We start from the raw sequence: 24,190 nt of genomic DNA, 5'->3' as shown, positions 1-24,190 counted from the left end.
GGCCGGGGGCGGCCGCCTCGCGGAACGCGCGCCATCCAGCTCGTCGTGATGGACTGGAGGAAGAGGAGGTGTGCCGTGTCCGGTCACGCTGGCAAACCCCGCAACGTATTTCTCGTCTGGCTCGTCTGGCCGCTCATCACGCTCGGCATCTATCACCTTGTCTGGTACTACAAGGTGAATCGCGAGGCCCGCGACTTCGATCAGCGGATCGAGGTCAGTCCGGGCCTGGCCGTGGTGGCCATCACGATCGGCGCGTTGGTGATCGTGCCGCCCTTCGTGTCGGTCTTCAACACCGGTCAACGCATTGCCCGCATGCAGAGGTCGGCAGGGATGCAGCCCACGTGCAACCCGTGGATCGGGTTGATCCTGGTGTTCTTGTTCAGTCTCCACTCGCTCTACTACCAGCACGAGCTGAACCAGATCTGGGAGCACTACCGGAACCCGGTGGAGGGCGAGCAGGTTCCTCTGGCGGTCTGAGGCGCGGTCCCGAGCCGCGGCGCGGTCCCGAGCGCGACGCGCAGCGCACACCGGTCGCCGACCGTACGGGTCCCCCTCCGTCGCCCCCGGTAGCCGCCGCTCAGGCTGCTGCTCGTGGTGCAGGTGACGGTCTGGCGGGCGGCTCAGGTGCGGTGATCACGACGCCGGGCGGACGACCGCGCGGTGAACGCGATCGGCTGCGGTTCGGGGGTCCCGCGGAGCGGACCTCACCCCCGAACCGCCCCGAACCGCCCCGGACCGCAGCCCCGGACCGCAGCCCCGGACCCACTCCCCGACGGCCGCCCGCCGCGGAAGCGGACGCCGCCGGGCGGGGGGTTCAGGACGCCGACGGGGTCCAGTCGCCCAGCCAGTCGGCGACCTCCTGCGCCGCGGCGCGGGCGTCGCTCAGGTGTGGGCGGTCGGCGGACGCGGGGCCGGCGCCCGGGCCGGTGTTCCGGTACTCGGCGAACCGGTCCGCCTTCCAGGAGAACCCGCCCATGTCGGTCCAGGGCGCGGGCCGGACGGCGGCGCTCAGGGTGGTGTCGCGGACGGTGGCCTGCGGGTCGAGGGAGGCGTCGCCGCCCGCGTGCCAGGGGCGGCCCAGGTGGAAGGTCCTCGCGGGCACGTCGCCGTTCACGACGGACCGGTTGATCAGGAAGCCCTTGCGGCCCGCGGGGGTGCTGGGCGCGGTGATCCAGCCGGCGGCGGTGCCGTCCCAGCGCTTCTTCAGCGTCAGCACCGACCGGTCGATCACCGCGGTGGCCCGGCCGAAGACGAAGTCGACGTTGCCGGTGATGTAGGAGCGGGTCACGTACACACGGCCCTGCCGGTCCTTGGCCGCGGTGTCCAGCAGCAGGGTGTCCTGGTCGCCGTCGACGATGATGCCGTCGAGGAGCACCTTGTCGGCCGCGGTCCGCAGCGCCACCGCCTGGTGGCCGTTGAGGTGCTGGTTGCGGGCCTCGTCGAAGTCGTTGGCGATGGTGAGGTTGCGGGCCTGGAAGTCGTCGGCCTCGACGGCGACGGTGGCGCTGCCGCCGGTGCCGTAGGTGCCCGAGCCGCCGGGCCTGGGGGTGCCCGCCGCGTTGCCGTACACGATGACGGTGTCCTTGCGGCTCGGGCCCGAGCCCTGGAGGGTGATGTGCGGCTTGGTGGACGGCACCTTCACGGTCTCGCGGTACGTGCCCGGCTTCACCTGGATCACCACGCGGGAGGCGTTGCCCGCGGGGACCGCGTCGACGGCCTTCTGGATGCTGGTGTACCGGCCGCTGCCGTCCTTGGCCACCGTGATCACGGCCGGGGCCGCGGCTGCGGAGGCCGTGGTCGTGGTCGTGGTCGTCGTACCGATGGAGGGGCGGGGCCCGGCACCGGCCCTGAGCAGCGCCGGGACGTCGGCTGCCCGGTCGAGGGTGTAGCGGTAGTACGCCTTCGGGTCGAACGCCGGGCCGCCCCCGCTCTCGTTGCGGCCGCTGGTGCGGGAGAAGACGTTGCCGCGCTGGACGAGGGCGGCGGTGGCGTCCCGGGTGACGGGGTTCCGCAGGCCGTCGAAGTAGGAGTTCTCCAGCACCATCCTGGTCCTGCCGCGGGCGTAGTTGCCGTACGCGGCGGTGATGGCCGTCCCCGGCTCGTCCTGGAGGTAGTTGTTGTACAGGTGCGCGTGGGCGGCGTTGTCCGTGGACGGGTTGCGCTGCTCGGTCTCGCGGAACCAGTTGTGGTGGACCGTCAGGTCGGTGGTGACGTTCCCGGTCCAGCCGATGCCGAAGGTCTTGTTGTTGTTGCTCAGCTTGTTCCAGGACACCGTCACGTAGGTGCTGTCCTTGCGGATGTCGATGAGCCCGTCGGCCATGTGCCGCAGGTCGTTGTGGTCGATCCACACGTGGTGCGCGCCGTCCATCTGCACGGCGTCGAAGTCGTGGTCCTTGTCGTTCCAGATGCCCTGGTACGCGTCCCGGATCGTCAGGTTCCGGAGGATGACGTTGTGCACACCGGGGCCGAGGAAGAAGCCGCCACCGACGATGTGCCCCGAGGTCCCCGAGCCGACGATCGTCTTGTCGGAGGCGACCTTGATCTCCTTGCCGACCGGGTCCATCCGGATGGTGCCGGCGACGACGATGACGTACGGCTCCGCCGCGGTCGCGTACTTCTCCAGATCGGCGAGGGTCCGGACGGTGACGGTCCGCCCGCCGCGCCCGCCGTACGTGCCCTTCTGCCCCAGCGCGTCGACCGACGCGAAGCCGTCGGCGGCCTCGGTGGCCCAGGCCGGTACGGCGCCCGCGGCCGACGCGTGCGGCTGCGCGTCCTCGCCGAACAGGCCGAAGACGGTGCCGTAGGCCAGCGCCCCGGCGGCGATCAGGGCCAGCGGGACTCCGGCGACCAGGGCCGGCCTCCGCCGGCGGTGCCGGGCCTTGCTGCGGTTGTCACTCACGAAGTGCGTCCGTTTCGACTGTGGGGGTGGTTCGGTCACCCCCTGGTCGCAGCCGCCGCGGAAAAGGTTGCCGTCACACCGGAAACCCGCCGGCGCCCGCCGGTCCGGCGCTGGACGTCTACGCCGCATCCGGCGAGCAGGGCCTCACCGTCAGCGCCATCACGGGGGCGAGCGGCGTCAGCCCGGGCAGTCTCTACCACCACTTCGGCAGCCTCGACGGCCTCGTCACCGCGCTCGCGCTGCGCTGGGTGGGGCGGCTGCTGGACGAACTGGTCGCGGCGCTGGGGCGGACCCGTACCGCACGATCGGGCATCCGTGCCGTCGTCCGGACCTACCTGGAGTTCGTCCGGGACCATCCCGACGCGGCGAGGCTGATGCACTCCGCCACCGCGGACCGGTACACCATGGCCCACGCCGGACGGATCAGGGACTCCCAGGAGGCGCGGCTGTCACCGGTCGCCGCCTGGATCCGCGGCCGGGTCGAGTCGGGTGAACTGGCGCCGCTCCCCGAGCCGCTGGTGGAGTCCCTCGTCCTCGGCCCGGTGGTCGGCGTGGCCCGCCGGTGGCTCTCCGTCGGGGACGTCGACCTGGAGGAGGCTGCCCGCACCCTGCCGGACCGCATCTGGCGCTCGGTGAGCCCGTGACGACCGGGCGCGGGTTCCCGGGCCCGCCGCCCGGCCGGCCGGTCACCGTCCGGCCTCCCCGGCCAGGGACGCGCCGGGCTGCCGGGCGGCCGGGACGGCGGTCCGGTCCGGAGCGGGGGCGGGGCCGGAGGTGAGCCCTGCGGACGGCGAGGCGCTGCGGTGCCTGGGGGCGGCCTGGCGGGGTGGCCTGATCAGCGTGATCTGGCGCACCAGTTGCTGGAAACAGGCCAGCGAGGCGAGGGCCGGCAGCGCGGCGGCCGCCGCGGCGGTGACGGTCCTCGGCGCCTGGGCGACGCACAGGAGCATGGCCATCGCGGAGAACAGCAGGACGACCGCCCAGGAGTGGGCGGCCCTGCGCTGGTGGAGAGCGGCACGCAGCACCGAGAGGGAGGCGACCAGCCACGGCCCGTAGATCAGCAGGGGCCACCAGCTCACCACCGCACTGCTGTTGTGGGCCTCGGCGATGTGCCGGAGGGGGTCGTAGGTGACCACCCCGCCGAAGACGCTGACCATGGAGACGATGGCACCCGCCAGCGCGGCGAGGCAGAAGCTGGCGATGCGCAGCCAGGTCAGCGACCACTCGCGCGTCTTGCGGTGGCCGGCGCCGGCGGACCGGATCGGGGGCAGCGTCGCGGTGATCCGGTCGAGGTCCGCCGGCGGGCCGTGACCGGGCGCGGTCTCGTGCGGTGCGGGAGCCGGTGCGGGACGCGGGGTCCGCTCCTCCGCCGCGATGGCGTCCTGGAGCAGGAACGCGAGTTCCTCCGTGGGGTCCCAGGGCGGATCCGCCGGCCCGTAGGGCGGCCGGGGTTCGGGAACGCGGAAGGCTTCCTGGTACGGATCCGCCGTTCCCGTAACAAGATCGGCGCGGGGGTCGAAGTCGTAACTTCCGGTCGGATATCCTCGGTGGAATTCATGCACAGGAGTTCAGGCCGATCCGTCCGACGGACCTTGATCTTTTCCGGAGCCGGCGCGGCCCCATGATCGCTCGAAGTCCTCTTCGATCCGGTCCATTGCCTCGATGAATTCCTCCAGCACCGGGGTGGACCAGGTGAGGGCGATCCGCTCGGCCGGACTCCAGGAGCGCCTGCCGGGACCGCAGAAGAAGAGTGCTGCGGGCGCGGGCGTATAGGTGAATTCACCCATGGGCACGCGGGCCGGAAGGCGTCGGCCATTCGTCAGCACGTGCCCTTCAGACGGGACTGCTGGACAGGTGGGCGTCATATTCCACCTAACGCTCCGGCAGGTCCCCCAGGTGCGCGGCATACGAGTGAGCATGTTGGTCCGCACGGGGGACCCCCCGGGGTTTTATCGGTTCTGCAAGCCCCTCCAGCGATGGCTGAAAATCTTGCCTGCTCGGCGGTTGATATCCAGTCGGACAATCCGGGATGACATCTTCTCGGATCAAAGGACGGCCGTGGCCCCCCGGACCGGCCGGCGGCCCTGCCGGGGAGGCACCCGATCACGGTCCGCGGGTCACGGAGCCGCCGGTCACGGCCTCCCGCGTCACCGGCTGCCCCGTCACGGACCGCCGGACAGCAGGGCGTGGAAGCACTCCGCGCCGAATTCGAGGGCCTCGACCCCGATGCGTTCGTCGGGGCAGTGCAGACGGTCGCGGTAGACGACGTCGGGGCCGTGCCGCAGCGGCATCCAGCCGAAGCACTGGATCCCCAGCCGGCTGCTGAAGAGCCGCGCGTCGGTGGACGCCGTGGTCACCACCGGCAGGGGGATCCCCTCGGGGTCCCGGGACCGCAGCACCGCGGCGAGCCGGTCGTAGAACGCGTCGAGCCGCGGGGGCGGGCTGATCTCGCCCTCCACGAACAGCTCCAGGTCCAGGTCGGCGCCCACCTGCCGGCGCAGCAGGGTGAGGAACTCCTCGGTGGTGAAACCGCCCGGCAGGACACGGCCGTCGAGCTCCAGCACGATCTCCGTGGGGTGCACGTTGGTCCCCGTGCCGCCGTGCAGCACCGTGGCGCTGACGGTGTGCTGCACGAGGGAGCGCAGGTACCGGACCGTCGTCCCGTCCAGGCCGTCCAGGACGCCCGGGTCCGCCGGGTTGCGGCGGAATGCCTCGATGCGTGCGCCGACACCGCCGGGCAGGGCGCCGGCGAGCTCCTCGAGCATGCGGTCGACGACGGGCGTCCGCTCGATGCCCAGCCCGCCGCCGGAGATCGATTCGAGCACGCGCCGCAGCCGGTTGACGGTGCCGGTGTCCGGCGCGACGCGCGAGGCGTGTCCACCCGGCCCGCGCACGGTCAGCCGGACCCAGCAGGTGCGCTTCTCCGCGACCACGATGGGGTGGAGCCGCGCGTGGCGGCCGAGCCCGAGCTCCGCCCCGCCGTCCTCCCCGATCGCGTACCGCACCCCGGCGAAGAGCTCCGGGTGCCGCTCGACCAGGAAGCGGGAACCGACGTCGCTGCCGGTCTCCTCGTCGGGGACGACGGCCAGGATGATGTCGCCCGCCGGTACGTCGCCGCGGGCCCTCATCCGCAGCAGCGCCGACAGCATCATGGCGAGCTGCCCCTTCATGTCGACGGCGCCGCGGCCCCACAGCTCCCCGTCCACCACCTCGCCCGCGAAGGGCGGCCGGGTCCACGTCTGGCCCTCCACCGGCACCACGTCGACGTGCGCGTGGAGGAGCAGCGGCGGTTCGAGACCGCGCCCGGGGTAGCGGGCGACGAGGTTGGGGCGGCGCGGGTCGGCGGCGACGATCCGCGTCTCGATGCCGGCGCCGTCGAGCACGCCCCGTATCCACTGGACGCATTCGGCTTCGTCGCCGGGCGGGTTCACCGTGTCGAACCGGATCAGCCGCTGCGCCAGCCACACCGGTGACTGTCCCTGCGCCCTGGGCTTCGGCGCGGATTCCATCGTTTCCATAGGTCTCTTCTCCTCGGCGGGCCTGGCCGGCGCCCGTGTCACGCCGTCGCGGTGAGCGCCCACACGGCCCGCAGCCTCGTCAGCGCCTCGCGCATGACCGTCACGTCGTGGACGAGCGCGATGCGTACGAACCCGGTGCCGGGGTTCGCCCCGTCCGGGTCCTCGGCGGCGAGGTACCGGCCCGGCATGACGGAGACGGCCGCTTCCCGCCAGGCGCGCCGGGCCGCCTCCTCGCCGTCCGCCACCGGAAGCCACAGGAAGAACCCCGCTTCCGCACGGCGGTACCCGGGCAGGTCCCGCAGCAGCTCGTCCGCGAGGGCCCAGTTGGCCGCCAGTGCCCGCCGCGCCGCGTCCACATGGGCGTCGTCCGCCCACAGGGCGGCCGCGACGGCGGCGACCGGGTCGGCCGCCGACACCCCGCAGGAGCGGTTGTACGCGGCGTAGGCGGCCACGCTCGCGGCGTCCCCGGCGACGAACCCGCTGCGCAGGCCGGGTGCGCCCGACCTCTTCGACAGGCTGTGCAGCACGAGGTGGGGCACGGGCTCCGCGGCGCCTCCGGCGACGAGCGGGAGGTAGCCCGGCGGGGCCGCCCCGAGCCACACGTCCGTGTAGCACTCGTCGACCAGCAACCAGGCCCCGGCCGCCGCGGCGAGCCGGCTCAGCCGGGCCAGGGAGCGGGCGGGCAGGACCTCCCCGCGCGGGTTGCCGGGGTTGCACACCACCACGGCCGCGGCGCGTCCGCCCGCCGCGCGGACGGCGGCCTCCACGGGCGTCACGTCACCGGGGTCGTCCAGCGTGTAGTAGGCGGGCCGCGCGCCCGCCGCCTCGGCGGCCGCGCGGTAGGTCGGGTAGTACGGGTTGGGCATGACGACGACGGGAGCGTCGCCGCCGCGGCGGCGGGCGACGGCCAGGGCGATCGCCACGGCGACCGCCTGCTTCGTGCCCGGCGTCGGCTCGAACGCCACGCCGCCCGGGCCGGCGGCCCGCACGCCGAACCGGCGCTCCAGCCAGTCGGCGTAGGCGGCGCGGAGGGCGGCCGGGCCGCCGGGCTGCGGATAGCGGGTCCAGCCCTCGGTGTCGGGGGACGGCGGCGTCACCGTCGCGGGGCGGGCCAGCCGGGACTCCCCCAGATGGAGCTGGACGGGGCCGGCTCCGGCCGGTGCGGGAACGCCGTCGAGCAGTTCCCGCAGCCGGGCGAAGGCGCTGCGCGCGGGGTCGCTCATGCGTCAGTCCCGGACCAGGTCGTTCAGCGCGGTCTTGCCGCGGGTGCGCTCGTCGGCGTACTTGACGATCACGGCGGCGTACACGGAGAGGCCGGGCCGGCCCTCGACGGCCCGTGCGCCCGGGACGACCACGGCGTTCTCCGGCACCTCGCCGTAGAACACCTCGCCGGTGGCGCGGTCCACGATCGGGGTCGCGCGGCCCAGGTACACGCCCATGGCGATCACCGCGCCGCGCCGGACCCGGACGCCCTCGGCGATCTCGCTGCGGGCTCCGACGAACACGTCGTCCTCGATCACCACCGGGTCGTCGCCGATGGGTTCCAGGACGCCGCCCAGGCCGGCGCCGCCCGAGATGTGGCAGCGCTCGCCGACCTGCGCGCACGAGCCGACCGTGGCCCAGGTGTCGATCATCGTGCCGGCGCCGACGTACGCGCCGATGTTGACGAAGCCGGGCATCAGCACGGCGCCGGGCGCCACGTGGGCGCCGTACCGGACGACCGCGCCCGGGACGACGCGCACCCGCGCCTTCTCGAAGTCGCTGTCCTGCCAGTCCTCGAACTTCAGGGGCACCTTGTCGTAGCTCTGCGGCCGGCCGGCGTTCCGTTCCGCGGCGGTGTTCCGCCGGGTGAGGAAGGACAGCAGGATCAGCTTCTTGACGTGGGTGTCGACCTGCCAGGTGCCGTCGACGGGGCGCGCGGCGCGCAGCTCGCCGCGGTCCAGCGCTCCCAGTCCGGTCTCGATGTGCGGGGCGAGGACGCGCAGTTCGTCCTCCGTCAGCTCCGAGCGCCGCTCGAAGGCGTCCTCGATGAGGGTTCTCGTGGTCTCGCTGGTCACGTCGCGTCTCACGCTTCCTGTCCGGGGTGGGTGCCGCGGGCCGTCGGCACGGGCCGCGGCTGCCACCGCGCGGTGGCCGTCCAGTCCTCGAAGGTCTCGGCGCGCCGGATCTCGACGACGTCCCCGCCGTCGGTCAGCAGGAGCTCCGCCGGCCGGAGCCGTCCGTTGTAGGTGAAGCCCATGGCGTGTCCGTGTGCGCCCGTGTCGTGGATCAGCGCGATGTCGCCGACCGCCGGGTCGGGCAGCGTGCGTCCGACGGCGAACTTGTCCATGTTTTCGCACAGCGCGCCCACCACGTCGGCCTCGACGTCCGGCCGCCCCTGCGCGAAGGGCAGGCTGACGTGGTGGTAGGCGCCGTAGAACCCGGGCCGCATGAGCGCCGACATCGAGGCGTCCACGCCGGCCATCTCCCGGGCCTTGCGCATCCGGTTGATCACCCGGGTGACGAGGACGCCGTGCGGCCCGGTGACGTAGCGCCCGCACTCCATGAGGATGCGCGGGGTGTTGCCGCCGAAGCAGCGGTCACGGGCCCCGATGACGGCGTCCGCGTAGGCGGCGAAGTCCAGGGGCTTGTCCTCGGGGCGGTACGGGATGCCGAGGCCGCCGCCGATGTTCACGTACTCCAGCTCGATGCCGGCGTCCGCGGCCACGCGGGCGCCCAGCTCGATGACGTCGGCCGCGGCGCGCGAGGCGCGGTCGATGTCCAGTTCGTTGGCGCAGATCATCCCGTGGATGCCGAAGCGGGTGGCGCCCCTGCGGCGGGCCTCGCGGTAGGCGTCGGCGAGTTCCTCCGCCGGGACGCCGAACTTCGTGTGCGCGGCGTCGCCCATGAGCGCCGATCCCGCCGCGAGGCCGTGCGGTGCGACCCGGAACGCCACCGTCCCGGGCAGGGTGTCCACCCGGTCGAAGAAGGCCCGGTCGTCGAAGGTGATCAGCGCGCCCGCGGCGAGCGCCTGCCGGTACTCGGCCGGCGAGGTGTTGTTCGACGTGAAGACGATGTCGTCACCCGTCGCGCCGAGCCGGGCGGCCAGGTCCAGTTCGACGGGCGACGCGCAGTCCAGGCCGCTGCCCCGCGCCAGGAGGAGGGACAGCACCGCCGGGTTGGGCAGGGCCTTCACCGCGAAGTACTGCCGGTAGGGCTCGCCCGCGAACGCCTCCGTCATCGCGCGGTACGTCCCGGTGATGCCGCGCGCGTCGTAGATGTGGAACGGCGTCCCGTACGCCGCGACGATGTCCTGGAGCAGCGGCAGCAGCCTGCCGGCGAACTCGTCCGATATGGGCACTGCTCTCCCTCTCCTCCGGGTCCGCTACGGGACGCGTACGACGCAGATGGTGCGGTTGCGCAGGCCGCTGATGGGCCGCAGGTAGGGGAAGTAGTAACTCTCCACGGAGGAGAAACCGGCGCTCTCCAGGCTCCGCTGGAGGTAGTCCTTGGACAGGAACCAGAAGTCCTGGACGCGGTGGTGCGGCTCGAACGCGGCGTCGGCCGAGAAGGGCGCGTCGTTGGAGAAGACCAGCGTGGTGCCGGAGGCCAGGCCGAGGCCCTCCAGTTTCCGCAGCGCGGGGCGCAGTTCGTCCTCGGCGTCGAAGAGGTGACCGAGGAAGCCGTCGGCGTACACGGCCTCGACGCCCGCCAGCTCCGCCGCGTCGAGTTCGTAGTAGTCGGCGGTGAAGGCGTCCACCCCTTTCCTGCGGGTGAGCTCGACCGCCTCCTCGTTGAAGTCGATCGCCCGGACCGTGCGGCCGAGGGCGGCGAGGTCGCCCTCCACGAACCCGTTGCCGCAGCCCAGCGAGAACACGCGGGCGTCGTCCCCGGTCAGCGACACGAGTTTGAGCAGCATGTGGGAGCGGTATTCGGGCACGTACGTCGACGGCGTCACGGAGTCGTTGAACGCCTCGCCGCGCTCCCAGATGGCGTAGATGCTCTCCTGGTCGGTGCTGGCCGAGCGCTGCGCGGTGTAGTAGTCGCGCACCGCGCCGAGGTCCTGCTTGGTCTGGATCATCGCTGTCTCCTAAGCGGCGGAACGGCTCGTGGCGTGGATGTGTTCTTGCGTGTACTCGACCGACGTGGACGGCCGGCGGCGCAGCCCGTCCACGAGCGGCCGCAGGGGGGCGCCGGTGGCGGGGCCGAAGGCGCGGTGGAGCGCGACGGACGCGTCGGCCCGGTCCGCGAGCAGCGTGTCGGCCAGCACCCGGGCCAGGGACCGCAGCCCGGCCAGGACGGCCTCGGGCCGGCCGGTCAGGCGGGGGCCGTCCTGCTCGTCGAGGGTGAGCGCGCCGAGCTGGACGAAGTAGGACAGCTGGAGGAACATGCCGTCGCTGTCGGGGAAGTGGCCGAGCCCGCGGTCGACGTAGCGCAGGCACTCCGCCAGGTAGTAGGCGACGACGTCGCCGGCCGGGAGACCGGTGCGCCGCGCCCAGACGTCGGCGAGGATCAGGATGCCGAAGACGTCGGCGGCGACTTCCTGGAGGACGACGGAGGCCCAGCGCTCCGCTTCGTTCAGCGCCTTGTAGTCGGTGACCGGGCGGTGCACGAAGTGGCCCAGTTCATGGCTGAGGACACCGAGGACGGGGATGGTGGCGAACCGCGCGTCGGCCGGGTCGAACGTGTCGCCGGTGCGGATGTGGCGGTCGGCGAGGGGCGCGGAGATGCTCTCCAGCAGCGCCCGGTGGGTGTTGCGGAAGTAGAACGTCTTCTTGAAGGGCGAGTACTTGACGCCCTCGTCCTCCGGCAGGAAGTAGGCGATGTGCTTGGGGTGGAGGTTGCCCTCGCCGGCCATGTGGAAGAGGTCCGTCACGCCGAAGGCGGGCACGTCGCCCAGGCGGAGGTCGGGGTGGAGGCCGCGCAGGTACCCCTCGGCCTCGGTCCTGTCCTCCAGGGCGCGGTCGACGTGCGCCTGGCTGCGGTCGTCGCGCCGGCAGGCGAAGGCGGTCGGCAGGCCGCGGACCTCCTTGCCGTACCAGGTGGATATCTGGCCGGCGACGACCGTGAGCTCCTCGTCGAGGCCCGCGAGCTCCTCGAGGATCTCGTCGGTGTAGCCGTGCTCGACCGCGTCGGCGCGCAGGGTGAGGGCGCGCCGGTCGGCCGCGCCCGTCAGGTGCGGGATGATCGCGCGCATCGCCCGGGAGATCGCCCCGGGGTCGTTGAAGCGCCGCCGGGCCGGGATGCCGATCTCCTTGACCGTCCGCCACTCGTCCTCCACGGCGGACTTCAGCGCGGCGAGGCCGCGCGCGAAGTCCGGGCCGAGGCCGGGGACGTACGGGGCCAGGTCGAGGCAGGACACCTCGTAGCCGGGCGCGGGCGGCCAGAAGGTGCCGCGGTAGGCGCGGTAGGTCCCGGCCCCGGGGAGGTTGCGGGCGTAGTCGAAGCGGTCGGCGGGGTGTTCTTCGGACACTGGATTGCCCTTCTGGGGAAGGTGTTCTCGGTGCTGCGGCGTGCGCCGGGCGGCGCGGCTACGCGAGGGTGAAGAGGCGCTGTTCGCGCTCCCACGCGCGGACGGTCTCGTAGTCGCGCTGCAGGACCGCGGGGTCGGCGTGGGTCATGAAGACGATGCCGGGGCTGGAGAAGAGGTCGGTCGTGACGCTGACCGCGTCGCCCGGTGAGGGCGCCTTCTGCAGCCAGGTCGTGCTGCTGAGGGAGGCGAGCAGTTCGGCGTAGAAGGATTCCTTCACCACACCGGCCCGGTCGGAGATGAACTGCACCTGCCACAGCGGGAACCGGTGGGGGCGCTGCGCCTCGCGGAGCCGGTGCACGGACGCCGGTCCCTCGGTCACCAGGTCGGCCAGCAGGTCCAGCATGCTGGTGCCGACGGCGTGGCGGGCCGCGTCCCGGTTGAGGCCCCCGGAGAGGCGGGCGGCGCACTCGATGAGCGTCGGCCCGTCGTCCCCCACCATCAGCTCGGTGTGGTGGGCGCCCCAGCGGATGCCGAGGGCGTCGAGGACGTCGTGGACGTAGCCGGTGATCTCCTTCGTCGCGGGCGTCGTGGGGTCCAGCAGGACGCTGCGGTCGTAGATCGCTCCGGCGCCCGGCACGCTGATCTTGTCGGTGCGCCAGATCTCCGTGACGAGGTGCCGGCCGTCGGCGCTGACGCCGTTGATGAAGTACTCCTGGCCGGACAGGAACCGCTGGGCGAGGACGGCGTCGTTGCGCTCGCCGATCCGGTTGACGGCTCCGTGCAGCCGGTGGAACGCCTCCTCCAGCGCGGCCCGGTCCGGGCAGAAGGTGACCGAGTCCGTCCCCGCGCTGGCCCGCGGTTTCAGGACCACCGGCCAGGAGCCCTCGTCGGCCCAGGCCAGGAGGCCCGCGGCGTCGTGGGCGAGGTAGTGGTCCATGCTGCGCAGACCCGCCTCCCGGAGGCGGTTGTGCATCTCGTACTTGTCGCGGTGGGCGTTGCTGCGGGCCGGGTCGTTCCCGGGGAGGCCGAGGGCGTCCGCCAGGAGACTCGCGACGATGACGCCGCTCTCCGTGCCGGGGACGACGGCCGACGGGCGGTACGCCGCCAGGTCGCGGACGAGCCCGGCGGTGTCCCCGCCGTGGGCGAAGTGGTCGAGGTACGCGTCCCGGTCGAACGTCTCCCGGTAGTAGTCGGGGATGTCCTCCAGCGCCGAGACGTGGACGCAGTCCCAGCCGCGTTCCGCCATCACGCGCGGAAGCTGCGACCCCGACGAGTAGCCGTCGACGACGACCAGCACTTTTCGTGATGTCATAGTCATGCCACGTTTCCCTTGTGGGTGATGCGTGTTCCGTGGACGGTGAAGACCGCGACCACGGCGCAGCCGGCCGCCGAGAGGGCGGACCACTCCATGCGCGCGTCGAAGCCCTGGAACAGGTAGGTCAGGAGGGGTGCCAGGGCCAGCAGGGCCGCGACGGTGAACGGCTCGGAGAGGATGATGCCGCGCTGCAGCGGCCAGAGCGGTGCGATGACGCCGAGCACGGTCGCCACCGCGAGCAGCCCGGCCTGTGACGCCCCGCCGACCGACAGCCCCGGTCCGCTCAGCGCCAGTACGGCCGCCACGGCCAGCAGCAGGTGGAAGCGGTGCGTCATGATCCGGGTGGCGCCCCACCCGCGGTCGCCGAGCTGCTTGGTCGCCACGGTGTTGAGGGCCTGCGACACCCCGGCCACCACCGACGCGAGCAGCCCGGTGACGGAGGCCGCCACGCTGACCCCGGCGAGTCCGGACTGGCCGGTCAGGGAGCCCCAGGCCAGCATCCCGGCCCCGAGCAGCACCCCGGCGGCCGGTACGTAGACCCGCCGGGGGAAGCGCCGGCCCCGCAGGATCCGCTCCAGCGCGATGGTGACGAGCGGGCCGAGGCCGCCCATCATGGCGCTCACGATGGCGGGCTCGATGAAGTGCAGGGCGTAGAAGTAGCCGATCCAGTTGAAGGCGGTCGTCCCGTTCAGGATCAGCAGGGGCACGCTCGACGCCCGTCCGACCCTGAGAGCCCCCGGTCCGTCGCGGACCACCAGGACCGTGCCGAAGAACAGGGCGCCGGCGAAGAAGCTCCAGAACAGGAACGTGAAGGGGTGCATGCTCTGGAGCAGGTTCCCGGAGAAGACCGCGTTGGCGTTCGCCAGGACCAGGAACGCCGACACGTAGGCGATGCCGCGACCCGGCGAGCCCTCTCCCGGCGGGCCCGCCACGGAGCCGGACGTCCCCTCCGCGGTGCCCGGGGCGGCGGGCCGCCCCGGTGAATCCGCCCGCGCCCGGCTGGTCACGCGGCGCGCCCCGCGCGGTGGTCCGCCAGGACGAGGGCGGCGCCCTTCTCGCCGATCATGAGGCTCGCGGCGTTGGTGTTGCCCGAGACCATGGCCGGCATGACGGAGGCGTCGATCACCCGCAGGCCCCGCACACCGTGCACCCGCAGCCGCTGGTCCACCACCGCGCCCTCGTCGCCGCCCATGCGGCAGGTGCCGACGGGGTGGTAGGAGGTGTCGCCGTGCGCCCGGGCGTAGGCGAGGAGCTCCTCGTCCCCGGTGACGCCGCGACCGGGCACCAGTTCGTACTCGCGGTACGGATCGAAGCTCGCGCCTTCGACGATGCGGCGGGCGATGCGCATGCCCGCCACCAGCCGGGTGCGGTCGGCCTCCGCGTCGAGGAAGCGCGGCCGGATCGCGGGCGGGGTCAGCGGGTCGCGCGAGCGGATGTGGATGGAGCCCTTGGACTCCGGCCGCAGCGGGTAGACGCCCACGGTCATGCCGGGCGAGGTGTCGAGCCGCCGGCTCGATCCCTCGCCGTAACTGGCCGGTGCGAAGTGGAACTGCACGTCGGGACGGGTCTCCTCGTCCGAGGTCCGGACGAAGCCGTGCCCGAGGGCGATGGGCAGGCTGAGCAGCCCGCGCCGCTCGCGCGCGTAGACGGCGAGTTCGCGCAGCAGGCCGAGCCCGCGGGAGCGCTCGTTGAAGGTGATGGGGCGGCGCACCCGCCAGCGCAGCCGGGCGGCGAAGTGGTCCTGGAAGTTCTCCCCGACGCCGGGCAGGTGGTGCACGAGGGGCACTCCGCTGTCGGAGAGCACGCGTGCGGAGCCGATGCCGGAGAGCTCCAGCAGTTGCGGGGACTGCACGGCGCCCGCGCTGACGATGACGTCGTGGCGGCTGCCGGCCCGCTGCTCCTGGCCGTCGTGGCGGAACTCGACGCCGGTGCAGTGCCTGCCCTCGAACCTCAGCCGCCCGACGTGCGCCTCCGTCAGCAGCGTGAGGTTGGGCCGGCGGCGCGCCGCCTTCAGGTAGGTGCCGGCGGCGGAGGAGCGGCGGCCGTTCTCGTGATTGACCTGGTAGTAGCCGAAGCCTTCCTGGTCACCGGAGTTGTAGTCGGGGTTCTCCGGGTAGCCGGCCTTCACGCCGGCCTCGACGAACGCGTCGCACAGCTCGTCGCGGTCGCGGGGCAGGCCGACCGAGATCAGGCCGTCGCGGCCCCGGTTCTCGCCACCGATGCCGTCCGCCCGCTCCAGGCTCTTGAAGTAGGGCAGGACGCCGGACCAGGACCAGTCCTCGTTGCCGAGCGCCGCCCAGTCGTCGTAGTCCTCCTTCTGGCCGCGAACGTAGATCATGCCGTTGATGGCGTTGGATCCGCCGAGGAGCCGCCCGCGCGGGATCCGGACGCTGCGGCCCTCGATCGTCGGGTCGGCGTCGGTCTCGAAGCACCAGTCGTACTTCGGGTTGCCCATGAGCACCGTCTCGGCCGCCGGGACGGACAGGAGCGGGCTGTGCCGCTCGCGGCCCGATTCGAGCAGCAGGACGCTGATGGACGGGTCCTCGGTCAGCCGCCCGGCGAGCACGCAGCCCGCGGCGCCGGCGCCCACGATGATGTAGTCGTACGTCTTCATGGCCGCCCGCTCAGGCCGCGGCGGCGGTGGTGCGCCGCCCCGTGATCGTGGTCCGGTGCAGCAGCCGGGTGTGCGCGACGTGGTCGTAGTAGGTGGCCCGGTGCATGGCGCTGCGGTTGTCCCACAGGAGGATGTCGCCGGGCTGCCACGTGTGGCGGTAGGTGAACCCCGGCTGGACCGCGAACTCCTGGAGGAAGGTGACCAGCGGGAGGCTCTCCTCCTCGGGCATCCCCTCGATCCGCCACGGCACGTTGCCGCCCACCATCAGGGCCTTGCGCCCGGTCTCCTCGTGGACGCGGACGACGGGGTGGCTGACGTCCACCCACTCGGCCCGCTCCTCGGGGGTGGGCGCGGGGCGGTCCGGGTAGTTGTACGGGCGCGACTGGACGCGGCTGATGACGACCCGGAGGTCCTCGATCCGCTCCTTGACCCGCTCGGGCAGGGCGTCGTAGGCGGCGTACATGTTGCCGTACCACGTGTCGCCGCCCACGGGCGGCACCTCGCGGGCGTACAGCATGGAGCCGACCGGGGGGTCGGTCAGGAAGTGGCCGTCGCTGTGCCAGACACGGCCGCTGTAGGCGGAGCCGATCGGCTTCCCGTTCTCCTTCTTGTTCGACAGGATCAGGATCTCGGGATACTCCTGGTCGTTGAACTGGGAGCGGGTGTACGTGTAGATCTCGCCGAACCGCCGGGTGAACTCGATGTGCTGCGCGGGCGTCATGTCCTGGCCGCGGACGAGCAGGATCGTGGTGTCCAGCCAGGCCCGGTACACGCGCTCGAAGTCGCTGTCGGAGAGACCGGCCGTGACGTCGACCCCGCGCACTTCGGTGCCGATGGACTCGGTGATGGGTACCAGCTCAAGCATGGGTGCTCCCTTGCGGATTGCTGTGGATGTGGCGGCGCCCCGGGCCGGTCAGGGCAGCGATACTCCGTACTCGTCCACCCACGTGTGCAGCTCGACGAGTTGGATGAGGAGCGCGGCCTGGTTCGATCCGCCGGGCAGCTCCGCGTCGATCGCGTTGTTGCGGATCCGCTCGATCAGGCCGTTCAGCCGTGCGGTGTCGAACAGGCCGGCCAGGGGCGACGCGGCGTCGTTGGCGATCCAGGACGCGGCGCGCACCAGCGTCCGGTCGTACTCCGGGTTCTGCACGTGCGGGTAGGCGCTCTTCTTGCGGTGGACCGTGCTCGGGGGCAGGACATCGGACATGGCCGCCTTGAGCAGTCCCTTCACCCCGCCCCGCGACTTCAGCGACCAGGGCACGTTCCAGACGTACTCGAGCAGGCGGTGGTCGCAGAACGGCACCCGTACGTCCAGGCCGTTGAAGGAGCTCATGCGCTCCTTGCGGTCGAGGATGACCGACAGCGGGCCGGCGAGACCGAGGTGGAAGATCTCCCGCATGCGGGCGTTCTCCGGGTCCTCGCCGTCGAGCCGGGGCACCTGCGAGACGATCTCGGAGTACCGGGCGCGCTCGTCCTCCTCGGGGTCGACGAGCGCCATCAGGTCCGGGGACAGGTACCGCGACAGCTTGGGCCCGTCGCCCAGCCACGGGAAGTTCCGGCGCCCGACCACCTCCTGCTTGAAGAAGTACGGGTAGCCGCCGAAGACCTCGTCGGCGGCCTCGCCGGTCAGCGCCACGGTGCCGTTGCCCCGCATCTCGCGGAACAGCAGGTACATCGACGCGTCGAACTGGCCCCAGCCCGGCAGGTCGCGGGCGCGCCGGGTGTCCGGGATGACGTCCAGCAGGTCCTGGACCGTGGCGGTCAGCGTGTGGTGCCGGCTGCCCATGAACTCGGCGGCGGCCGCGGCGTACGGGGCGTCCACGTCGGGCCGCAGCTCGGTGGCCACGAAGTGGGCGGGGTCGCTCTCGAACTGCACGCAGTAGGTGTCCAGCGTCCGCTCGGAGCCGGTCCGGCGCAACTGCCGTACGGCCAGGGCGGCGACGGAGGTGGAGTCCACCCCGCCCGACAGCATGGCGCCGAGGGGGCCGTCCGTGGCGGCCTGGCGCTCCACGGCGTCCTCCAGCAGCTCCCGGACCCGGCGTGCGGTCGTCTCGAAGGAGTCGCCGTGGGGTGCGCTGGTGAGCTGCCAGTAGCGGTCCTTGGTCAGGCCGGACCGGGTGTACGTCAGCACGTGGCCCGGGGGGACCTCGTACAGGCCGAGGAGCGGGGTCTCCCCGGGCAGGGCCAGCCGGGGCTGGAGGGCGACGGGGAGCGCTCGGAGGTCGAGCCGTGCCGTGAAGCGGGGATTCGCCATGATCCCCTTCGGTACGGACGCGAAGAGGATTCCGCCGTCGTACGCGGAGTAGTAGAGCGGCTTGATTCCGACCCGGTCGCGGCCGAGTACGAGGCGCTGCGTCCGGCCGTCCCAGACGGCGAATCCGAAGACGCCGTCGACACGTTCGACGAATCGGTTCCCCCAGAGCAGATACGCCTGTAAGAACAATTCGGCGTCGGTGCGTTCCCCGGGATTTCCTCCGGCGGCTTCGATGTCGGCCGCGAGTTCCCGCCGGTTGTGGAGGGTGCCCGCGACGGTGACGGTGACCGGTTTTCCGCCGACGCGCGACGCGAAGGGCTGCTCGCCGTGCACCGTGGTGGTGAGCAGGTCCCGGTGCCCGAGTGCGGCGGTCCGGGAGATCCAGGTCCCCTTGGTGTCGGGACCGCGGTTGCGCATGGAATCCGTCATCGCGTGGACGACGGGCTCCTCCTTGGTCAGGTCGTGGTGGAAGTCGACCCAGCCCACCAAGCCGCTCACTCGATCATCTCCTGTGGCACGCCCCGCCCACCCGCCGTATTCGGGAACGGCGAAGTACAGCGAGATAACTGACGAGGGAAGGAAGTCCTCTGCGGGAGCTGTTTTCTCCGGGCGGGACGAGAACGACGATGGCACAGCGGAATGGCGTGCATCAGCGGGAAAGACGATCAGCTTGCTGCGTGACAGCTTGGTGCCGCGCGAACGAATCGGGCGGGCCGGGCAAAAACCCATCAGGACACGGCGGCGAGAAACCGTCTCTCAGGATGTGGAACAGGGATGTGCATCCCGTGACCCATGGGTAATCCTGAGTTCGGGGGCTGGGCTGGTCATGCAGTCGACGGGCAGGGGGGCATACGCCTGATGAGCACGGAAGCACCTGATCGAGAAACGCTGCACCGCCTGTACGGCTACGCCCTGGCCCAGGGGGCGGGCGGCGTGGCACTCACCGAACTGGCCGGAGCGCTCGGGCTGCACCGGCCCCGGGCCGAGGCGGCGGTGACCCGGCTGCTGACGATGGGGCTGCTGCGCGGCCGGGCGGGCGACCGCCTCGTCGCGGTGTCCCCGGCGGAGGCGGCGGCGGACGTCATCGGTCCACTGGAGCGCGGCATCCGGCTGCAGCGCACGCAGATCGAGCAGACCCGCGAGCAACTCATGGCGTTCGTCCCGGACTTCGAGGCGTGCCTGTCCGGCACGGGCGAACAGCACAGCCCGTTCCAGGTGCTGGAGAACCTCGCCGACGTCCGGGCGGTCATCGCCGACCTCACCCAGCAGTGCCGGGAGGAGATCCTCACCGCCCAGCCCGGCGGGCGGCGCGAGGAGAGCATCCTGGAGGAGGCGATGCCGCGTGACGAGGCGGCCCTGCACCGGGGCGTGCGGATGCAGATCCTCTACCAGCACACGGCGCGGTTCAGCCGCGGCACCACCGTGTACGTCGACCGGGTCACGCAGCTCGGCGCCCATGTGCGCACGCTGGACGACCACTTCACCCGGCTGCTGATCTTCGACCGGAAGGCCGCGCTGATCGCGGTGCCGGGCAGGCCGCACGCCGCGGCGCTGATCCGGGAGCCCCATGTGGTGGCCTTCGTGACCGAGACGTACGAACGGCTGTGGCTGGCCGCCGAGCCGTTCGTGGGCAGCGCGGACACCCGGGTGGAGATCGCGGACGACCTGCGGCAGAGCATCATCCGGCTGCTGACCGAGGGCATGACGGACGCGTCGATCGCCAACCGTCTGGGCATGTCGGTGCGGACCTGCCGCCGCTACGTCGCCGAGATCATGGCGGAGCTGGGCGCGCAGAGCCGCTTCCAGGCGGGGCACATGCTCGCCACCCAGGAAGCGGTCGGCGCCTGATGCGGTCGGTGCGGCGGGGCCGCCGCCCGCCCCGCTACTGCTCCAGTGGCTCGTGCGCGGTCTCCGGCAGGCGCAGGTAGACGAGCGCCGACACCAGGCAGAGCGCGGCCACGTACCAGGGGAAGACACCGGCAGCGCCCGCGGCGTCGAGGGCCGTCCCCACATAGGGGGCGGTCCCGCCGAACAGGGCCACCGTGAGCGAGTACGGGAAGCCGATCCCGGCGGCGCGCGCACGGGCCGGGAACACCTCGGCGTTCACCGCCGCCGCGATCGAGGAGTAGCCGGTGAGCAGCAGCATGCCCGCGCACTGGACGAAGAGCAGTGACAGGAAGGATCCGGGGGTGATCAGGTCGATCAGCGGCACGCACAGCACGGCCGTCCCCACCGCGAACCCGATCAGCAGGGGACGCCGGCCGAGCCGGTCCGACAGCAGCCCGCCGAGCGGCTGGACCAGGGCGAAGAAGATCAGCGAGACGGTGCCCACCAGCAGGGCCTGCCTCTTGTCGAACCCCTGGTTCACCTGGGCGTACGTGGGCAGGTAGGCGGTCCACGTGTAGAAGGCGATGGTGCCGCCGATCGTGATGCCGCAGATCAGGAACGACTCCCGGGGGTGGTGGCGCAGCGCGTGGAACAGGCCGGGCCGCCGCTCCATCTGCCACCGGCCGCGCGGTTCCTCGGCACCCCGCCGGATCCACAGGCCGGCCAGGCTGAGCACCGCGCCGATGAGGAACGGCAGCCGCCAGCCCCAGTCGCGCATGTCCTGCTCGGGGAGGGTGAACACGATCAGCGTCGCCGTACCGGAGGCGAGGACCTGTCCGATCGTGGCGGACACGTAATGGAAGCTGGAGAACAGGCCGCGCCGGCCATGCCCGGCGGACTCCACGAGGAAGGTGGTGCTGGCCGTGAACTCCCCGCCGGCCGACACCCCTTGGAGCAGCCGCGCGAGGACCAGGACGACGGGTCCGAGCATCCCGGCCGTGGCGTAGGTGGGGGTCGCCGCGATCAGCAGACAGCTCGCGCCCATCAGCAGGACCGTCGTGGTCAGCGCGGTCCGCCGGCCGTGCCGGTCGGCGACGGCGCCGAGCAGGAGCCCGCCCACCGGCCTGGCGAAGAAGCCGACGGCGAAGACGGCGAACGTCGCGAGGAGCGGAACGAGCGGGTTTCCCGCCTTGCCGGGGAAGATCTCGGCCGCGATGTAGACGGCGAGGAACGTGTAGACGTGCCAGTCGTACCACTCCACCACGTTGCCCACGGCGCCGGCGACGAGTTGCCGGAACCCATTGGCGGGGGGACGGGTCACGGGGTCGTCCGCCACTGGTGACCAGTGCGTCATCTTCGCTCATCCCCTATGGGTGTCTGATCGGACGCGCCCATGACGGCACCGGGCGGAAAGGGAGTTCGGCACCGGCCGGTGGTGTCCTCGTCGACTCCACTGGCCGGGCGGGAAGCGGATGGGTTCCGGGCTGTCGTTCCCCGGAGATGCGGAGCGGCGACTCGGCCGGCGCCGCGGCCCGGTCAGCCCCAGCCGGTGTCGTCACCGGTGACGGCGTTCGCCGTGCCCGTGCCGGCCGTCGTGATTCCGGTCGTCGCCTTCGCGACGTTCCGGCCCCATCCGGTGTCGTCCTGGCCGGGTCCGGCGGACACTCCGAGGGCCGCCACGGCCAGGGCGCATCCGGTAAGAAGGGTCTGACGCAGACGTTTCACGGCACGTTCCTTCACGTCGGGTTTCCTGATCTCTTTTCGCCACAGCCGCCCCGGCCGGTTCTCTTTCCGTCCGGCCGGTTCTTTCCTGCTCCCGGCTGGTTTTCCGCTCCCGGCCGGTTCTTTGCGTTCCGGCCGGTTCGATTTCGTCCCGGCCGGTTCTTCTGCTTTCGGCACTGGCCGGCGGTGCGGCGTGCGCATCACACTGCCACGCCAGGCATCGGTGTGTGGTGCGCCCGGCGACTCACGAAGCTGCATGGCAGCAAGATGCGCAAGCGACACATCCGGGTAAACAAGGAGAAGCCGCCATACCGCTACACAAGGGGCACGAGGAGCTTCGTCATGAAGGCGCTGTTGGGGTCTTCCTGATATTCACCGAAGGGAGGGCAGTAGGAGAAACCAAATTTCTCGTACAAGGCCCGCGCGGGCGCAAAGAATTCTTCCGTTCCGGTTTCCAGACTGATCCGGCGAAACCCCGCCCGGGCGGATTCCGACAGCATGCGGGCGAGGAGTGCGGCGGCCACGCCCCTGCGCTGCGCGGCGGACGACGTACGCATCGACTTGATCTCGCCGTGGTGCGCGTCCAGGCGCCTGACGGCGCCGCAGCCGAGGAGGACCCCGTGGTCCCGGACGGACCAGAACGTCACCTCGGGGCGGCGCAGCGCGTCGAGGTCGAGGGCGTGCACGCTCTCCGGCGGCGTGACGGACCGCAGTTCCGCCAGGTGCTCCTCCAGGAGGGCGACGACGTCGGAGGCGGAGAGGTCGTCGGTCGAGATGTCCATCGGTGGGGCGGTGTCCCTTCACGCGGGGCGGAGAAGGCCCGGTGGCCCGTGTCGTGGGCCGATGCTGCCAGGCCGGGGCATTCCCCCTGAAGACACGCATCGCGCAGCAAGCTGTACGGCAGCTTGCTGCCTGCCCCCGGAAACGGGCACATAGCGGACGCGTGGCGGCCCGCGCCCCACGCACAGGGACACACCCGTGGCAACCTCGCCCTGGAACAGGCGGCCAGGGATGCCGGCTGCACGTGCGGTGCGCTCCACCACCGGTTCGAGGACGAGCAGGACCCGACGCCGGCCGTGATCGAGTGGGTGCCGGGCACCTGGGAGCGGGAGGCCGGCCGGCCGGTCGGCGGAGCGGCCGCCCGATGCCGGTGGCCGGCCGCCCACCCCGACCGCCGGAGCCGACCGGAGACCTCAGGCCGGGGCGCCGGACGGCGACGCGGTACGCGCCAGGTCACGATTCGGAACGCATCGGCCGAAATCTCGCTTGCGCTTAAGCAACCGCTTAGCATGGTGGCCCTCCGGACGGCATGGAGGCGCCATGCAGCACATTTCCGCCCCGCAGGAGCTCTTCCACCTCGCCTGCCGGCGCCTGCTGGAGCGGGGCAGCGCGTTCACGGACACGGTCGTGGCGAGGATCCGCGCCGACGTGCCGTACTACGCCGATCCCGTGCTCGCCCCGCCCGACGTGCGCACGACCGTGGGCAACGGCATCCGCCACGGGCTGGAGGCCGGCCTCGAGCCGGACCGGATCGTGGACGTCGAGCGGTACACCAGGGAGCTGGGCGTACGGCGGGCGGAGCAGGGGCGGCCCCTCGACGAGGTGCTGCACGCCTTCCGGGTGGCCGGTTCCAGCGTGTGGAGCGGGATCATCGGCGTGGTGGAGCGCGACGGGCTCGGCGACGTGCGCCAGCTCGTCCACGTCGCCGAACTCGTCTGGAAGAGCAACGACCGCGACGCCGTGCTGGTCGCCGACGCCTACCGGCAGGCCGCCGAGGGGGTCGCCAGCCGGCACACCGAGCGCGTCCGGCTGATCCTCGCCGCCCTGCTGGAGACCCGCGACGACCCGGCGTTCGCCCGCGACGCGGCCGCGGTCCTCGACCTGCCGCTCGACGGGCGGTACGCGGTGGCCGCGGTGGCGGCGCCGCCGTACGGCGGGGAGCCGTGGAGCACCCCGGAGGTGCCCGGCATCCGGATCCTGCGGCACGCCGCCGCGGACCGGGACGTGCTCGTCGCCCACCTGGGCGCCCTGCCCCTGGACGCGCTCGCCGCCGGTCTGCGGCCCGGCGCCGGTGTCCGCATCGGGATCAGCCCGGTCGTCCAGGGCCTGGACGGCCTGGCCCGGGCCCGCGACATGGCCGCGCTGGCCCTGCGCACCTGCCGGGCCGGCGGCGAGGTCGTCCGGCTCGACGCGCGGCTGCCCGACGGCCTGCTGGTCTCACGCCCCGACCTGGCCGCCGAACTGGCGCACCAGGTCCTGCGCCCGCTGTACGACCTGGAACCCGCCGATCGCGAGACGCTGCTGACCACCCTCGGGGTGTGGATCGAACACGGCGGCTCCGCCGCCCAGGCCGCCCGGCGCATGTTCTGCCACCGCAACACCGTGCTCAACCGGCTGCGCCGCGTCGAGCAGATCACCGGGCTCTCGCTGACCCGCCCGCGCGACCTGCTGCGCCTGACGCTCGCGTTCGACGCACACCGGCTCCTCGGCCCGGCCGCGGCCCTGCTTGGGAGTCAGCACAGCCGGAGCCGCCCGGCGTTGTGACCGTGCACTGCCCTGGGCCGGACGCCTGGACGGGCGGGGCCGCGT

21 protein-coding genes are annotated in these 24,190 nt (G+C 72.3%); 4 read left to right on the top strand and 17 right to left on the bottom strand.

From position 1 onward, the window contains the following. Positions 1-75 precede the first annotated feature (75 nt). Positions 76-477, top strand: coding sequence for a DUF4234 domain-containing protein (locus IH00_RS0111280; RefSeq protein ID WP_199819737.1), 402 nt, complete (start codon positions 76-78; stop codon positions 475-477). A 337-nt stretch (positions 478-814) separates the two neighbouring features. On the opposite strand, the gene IH00_RS0111275 is transcribed toward IH00_RS0111280, so the two are convergent. Further along, a complete protein-coding gene (locus tag IH00_RS0111275) occupies positions 815-2,899 on the bottom strand; it encodes a pectinesterase family protein (protein ID WP_031072286.1) in 2,085 nt (694 codons plus the stop codon). A 110-nt stretch (positions 2,900-3,009) separates the two neighbouring features. Here IH00_RS0111275 and IH00_RS0111270 point away from each other — a divergent pair, with 110 nt between their 5' ends. Continuing rightward, a complete protein-coding gene (locus IH00_RS0111270; RefSeq protein WP_052411334.1) occupies positions 3,010-3,543 on the top strand; it encodes a TetR/AcrR family transcriptional regulator in 534 nt (177 codons plus the stop codon). A gap of 42 nt (positions 3,544-3,585) precedes the next feature. Here IH00_RS0111270 and IH00_RS0111265 read toward each other — a convergent pair whose 3' ends face one another. The 13 genes from IH00_RS0111265 to asnB all read right to left on the bottom strand — a co-directional run bounded on the left by IH00_RS0111265 (position 3,586) and on the right by asnB (position 18,550). Next, a complete protein-coding gene (locus tag IH00_RS0111265) occupies positions 3,586-4,461 on the bottom strand; it encodes a DUF2637 domain-containing protein (protein ID WP_063835353.1) in 876 nt (291 codons plus the stop codon). A 6-nt stretch (positions 4,462-4,467) separates the two neighbouring features. Continuing rightward, complete coding sequence (locus IH00_RS42725; RefSeq protein ID WP_158827779.1) at positions 4,468-4,686, bottom strand: hypothetical protein; 219 nt, start codon at positions 4,684-4,686, stop codon at positions 4,468-4,470. 375 nt (positions 4,687-5,061) lie between these two features. Further along, a complete protein-coding gene (locus IH00_RS0111260; protein WP_031072280.1) occupies positions 5,062-6,417 on the bottom strand; it encodes a M20/M25/M40 family metallo-hydrolase in 1,356 nt (451 codons plus the stop codon). Between the two features lie 38 nt (positions 6,418-6,455). Further along, positions 6,456-7,640 (bottom strand): aminotransferase class I/II-fold pyridoxal phosphate-dependent enzyme, encoded by a 1,185-nt coding sequence (locus IH00_RS0111255; protein WP_031072278.1) that lies wholly within the window; start codon positions 7,638-7,640, stop codon positions 6,456-6,458. A gap of 3 nt (positions 7,641-7,643) precedes the next feature. Continuing rightward, positions 7,644-8,486 (bottom strand): 2,3,4,5-tetrahydropyridine-2,6-dicarboxylate N-succinyltransferase, encoded by an 843-nt coding sequence (locus tag IH00_RS0111250; RefSeq protein WP_199819736.1) that lies wholly within the window; start codon positions 8,484-8,486, stop codon positions 7,644-7,646. Continuing rightward, entirely contained in the window at positions 8,483-9,757 is a 1,275-nt protein-coding gene (locus IH00_RS0111245) for a diaminopimelate decarboxylase (protein ID WP_031072274.1), read from the bottom strand. The genes IH00_RS0111250 and IH00_RS0111245 overlap by 4 nt, the downstream gene beginning before the upstream one ends. Before the next feature lie 24 nt (positions 9,758-9,781). Continuing rightward, positions 9,782-10,477 (bottom strand): class I SAM-dependent methyltransferase, encoded by a 696-nt coding sequence (locus tag IH00_RS0111240; protein ID WP_031072272.1) that lies wholly within the window; start codon positions 10,475-10,477, stop codon positions 9,782-9,784. A 9-nt stretch (positions 10,478-10,486) separates the two neighbouring features. Further along, positions 10,487-11,869, bottom strand: coding sequence for a hypothetical protein (locus tag IH00_RS0111235; protein WP_031072270.1), 1,383 nt, complete (start codon positions 11,867-11,869; stop codon positions 10,487-10,489). 58 nt (positions 11,870-11,927) lie between these two features. Further along, positions 11,928-13,187 (bottom strand): ATP-grasp domain-containing protein, encoded by a 1,260-nt coding sequence (locus IH00_RS0111230; RefSeq protein ID WP_031072261.1) that lies wholly within the window; start codon positions 13,185-13,187, stop codon positions 11,928-11,930. Next, positions 13,184-14,191 carry a DMT family transporter gene (locus IH00_RS0111225; protein WP_199819735.1) on the bottom strand — a complete coding sequence of 336 codons (1,008 nt, stop codon included), beginning with the start codon at positions 14,189-14,191 and terminating at the stop codon, positions 13,184-13,186. Before IH00_RS0111225 ends, IH00_RS0111230 begins: the two co-directional genes overlap by 4 nt. Then, a complete protein-coding gene (locus tag IH00_RS0111220; RefSeq protein WP_031072256.1) occupies positions 14,188-15,798 on the bottom strand; it encodes a GMC family oxidoreductase in 1,611 nt (536 codons plus the stop codon). Before IH00_RS0111220 ends, IH00_RS0111225 begins: the two co-directional genes overlap by 4 nt. Positions 15,799-15,808: 10 nt before the next feature. After that, the gene (locus tag IH00_RS0111215; RefSeq protein WP_031072254.1) at positions 15,809-16,663 is read right to left on the bottom strand and encodes a TauD/TfdA dioxygenase family protein; all 855 of its coding nucleotides are present in this window, start codon (positions 16,661-16,663) and stop codon (positions 15,809-15,811) included. A 48-nt stretch (positions 16,664-16,711) separates the two neighbouring features. Beyond that, complete coding sequence (gene asnB / locus IH00_RS0111210; protein ID WP_031072252.1) at positions 16,712-18,550, bottom strand: asparagine synthase (glutamine-hydrolyzing); 1,839 nt, start codon at positions 18,548-18,550, stop codon at positions 16,712-16,714. 360 nt (positions 18,551-18,910) lie between these two features. Between asnB and IH00_RS0111205 the strand changes: the two genes are divergently transcribed. After that, positions 18,911-19,900: a LuxR C-terminal-related transcriptional regulator gene (locus IH00_RS0111205; protein WP_234334821.1), complete on the top strand. Its 990-nt coding sequence runs from the start codon at positions 18,911-18,913 to the stop codon at positions 19,898-19,900. Between the two features lie 34 nt (positions 19,901-19,934). Here IH00_RS0111205 and IH00_RS0111200 read toward each other — a convergent pair whose 3' ends face one another. The 3 genes from IH00_RS0111200 to IH00_RS0111190 all read right to left on the bottom strand — a co-directional run bounded on the left by IH00_RS0111200 (position 19,935) and on the right by IH00_RS0111190 (position 22,383). Further along, positions 19,935-21,233: an MFS transporter gene (locus IH00_RS0111200; protein WP_031072248.1), complete on the bottom strand. Its 1,299-nt coding sequence runs from the start codon at positions 21,231-21,233 to the stop codon at positions 19,935-19,937. A gap of 182 nt (positions 21,234-21,415) precedes the next feature. Then, on the bottom strand, positions 21,416-21,859 hold the full coding sequence (locus tag IH00_RS42720) for a hypothetical protein (RefSeq protein WP_158827777.1): 444 nt from the start codon (positions 21,857-21,859) through the stop codon (positions 21,416-21,418). Positions 21,860-21,915: 56 nt separating this feature from the next. Next, complete coding sequence (locus IH00_RS0111190) at positions 21,916-22,383, bottom strand: GNAT family N-acetyltransferase (RefSeq protein WP_031072244.1); 468 nt, start codon at positions 22,381-22,383, stop codon at positions 21,916-21,918. Positions 22,384-22,921: 538 nt separating this feature from the next. On the opposite strand from IH00_RS0111190, the gene IH00_RS0111185 reads away from it, so the two are divergent. Continuing rightward, positions 22,922-24,145: a PucR family transcriptional regulator gene (locus IH00_RS0111185; RefSeq protein WP_052411319.1), complete on the top strand. Its 1,224-nt coding sequence runs from the start codon at positions 22,922-22,924 to the stop codon at positions 24,143-24,145. Positions 24,146-24,190: the final 45 nt, after the last annotated feature.

Origin of the sequence: Streptomyces sp. NRRL S-118 (assembly GCF_000716335.1) — a bacterium.
Lineage (GTDB): Bacteria > Actinomycetota > Actinomycetes > Streptomycetales > Streptomycetaceae > Streptomyces.
The sequence above is the reverse complement of the archived record's forward strand: the minus strand, read 5'-3'. Positions and strand labels throughout refer to the sequence as shown.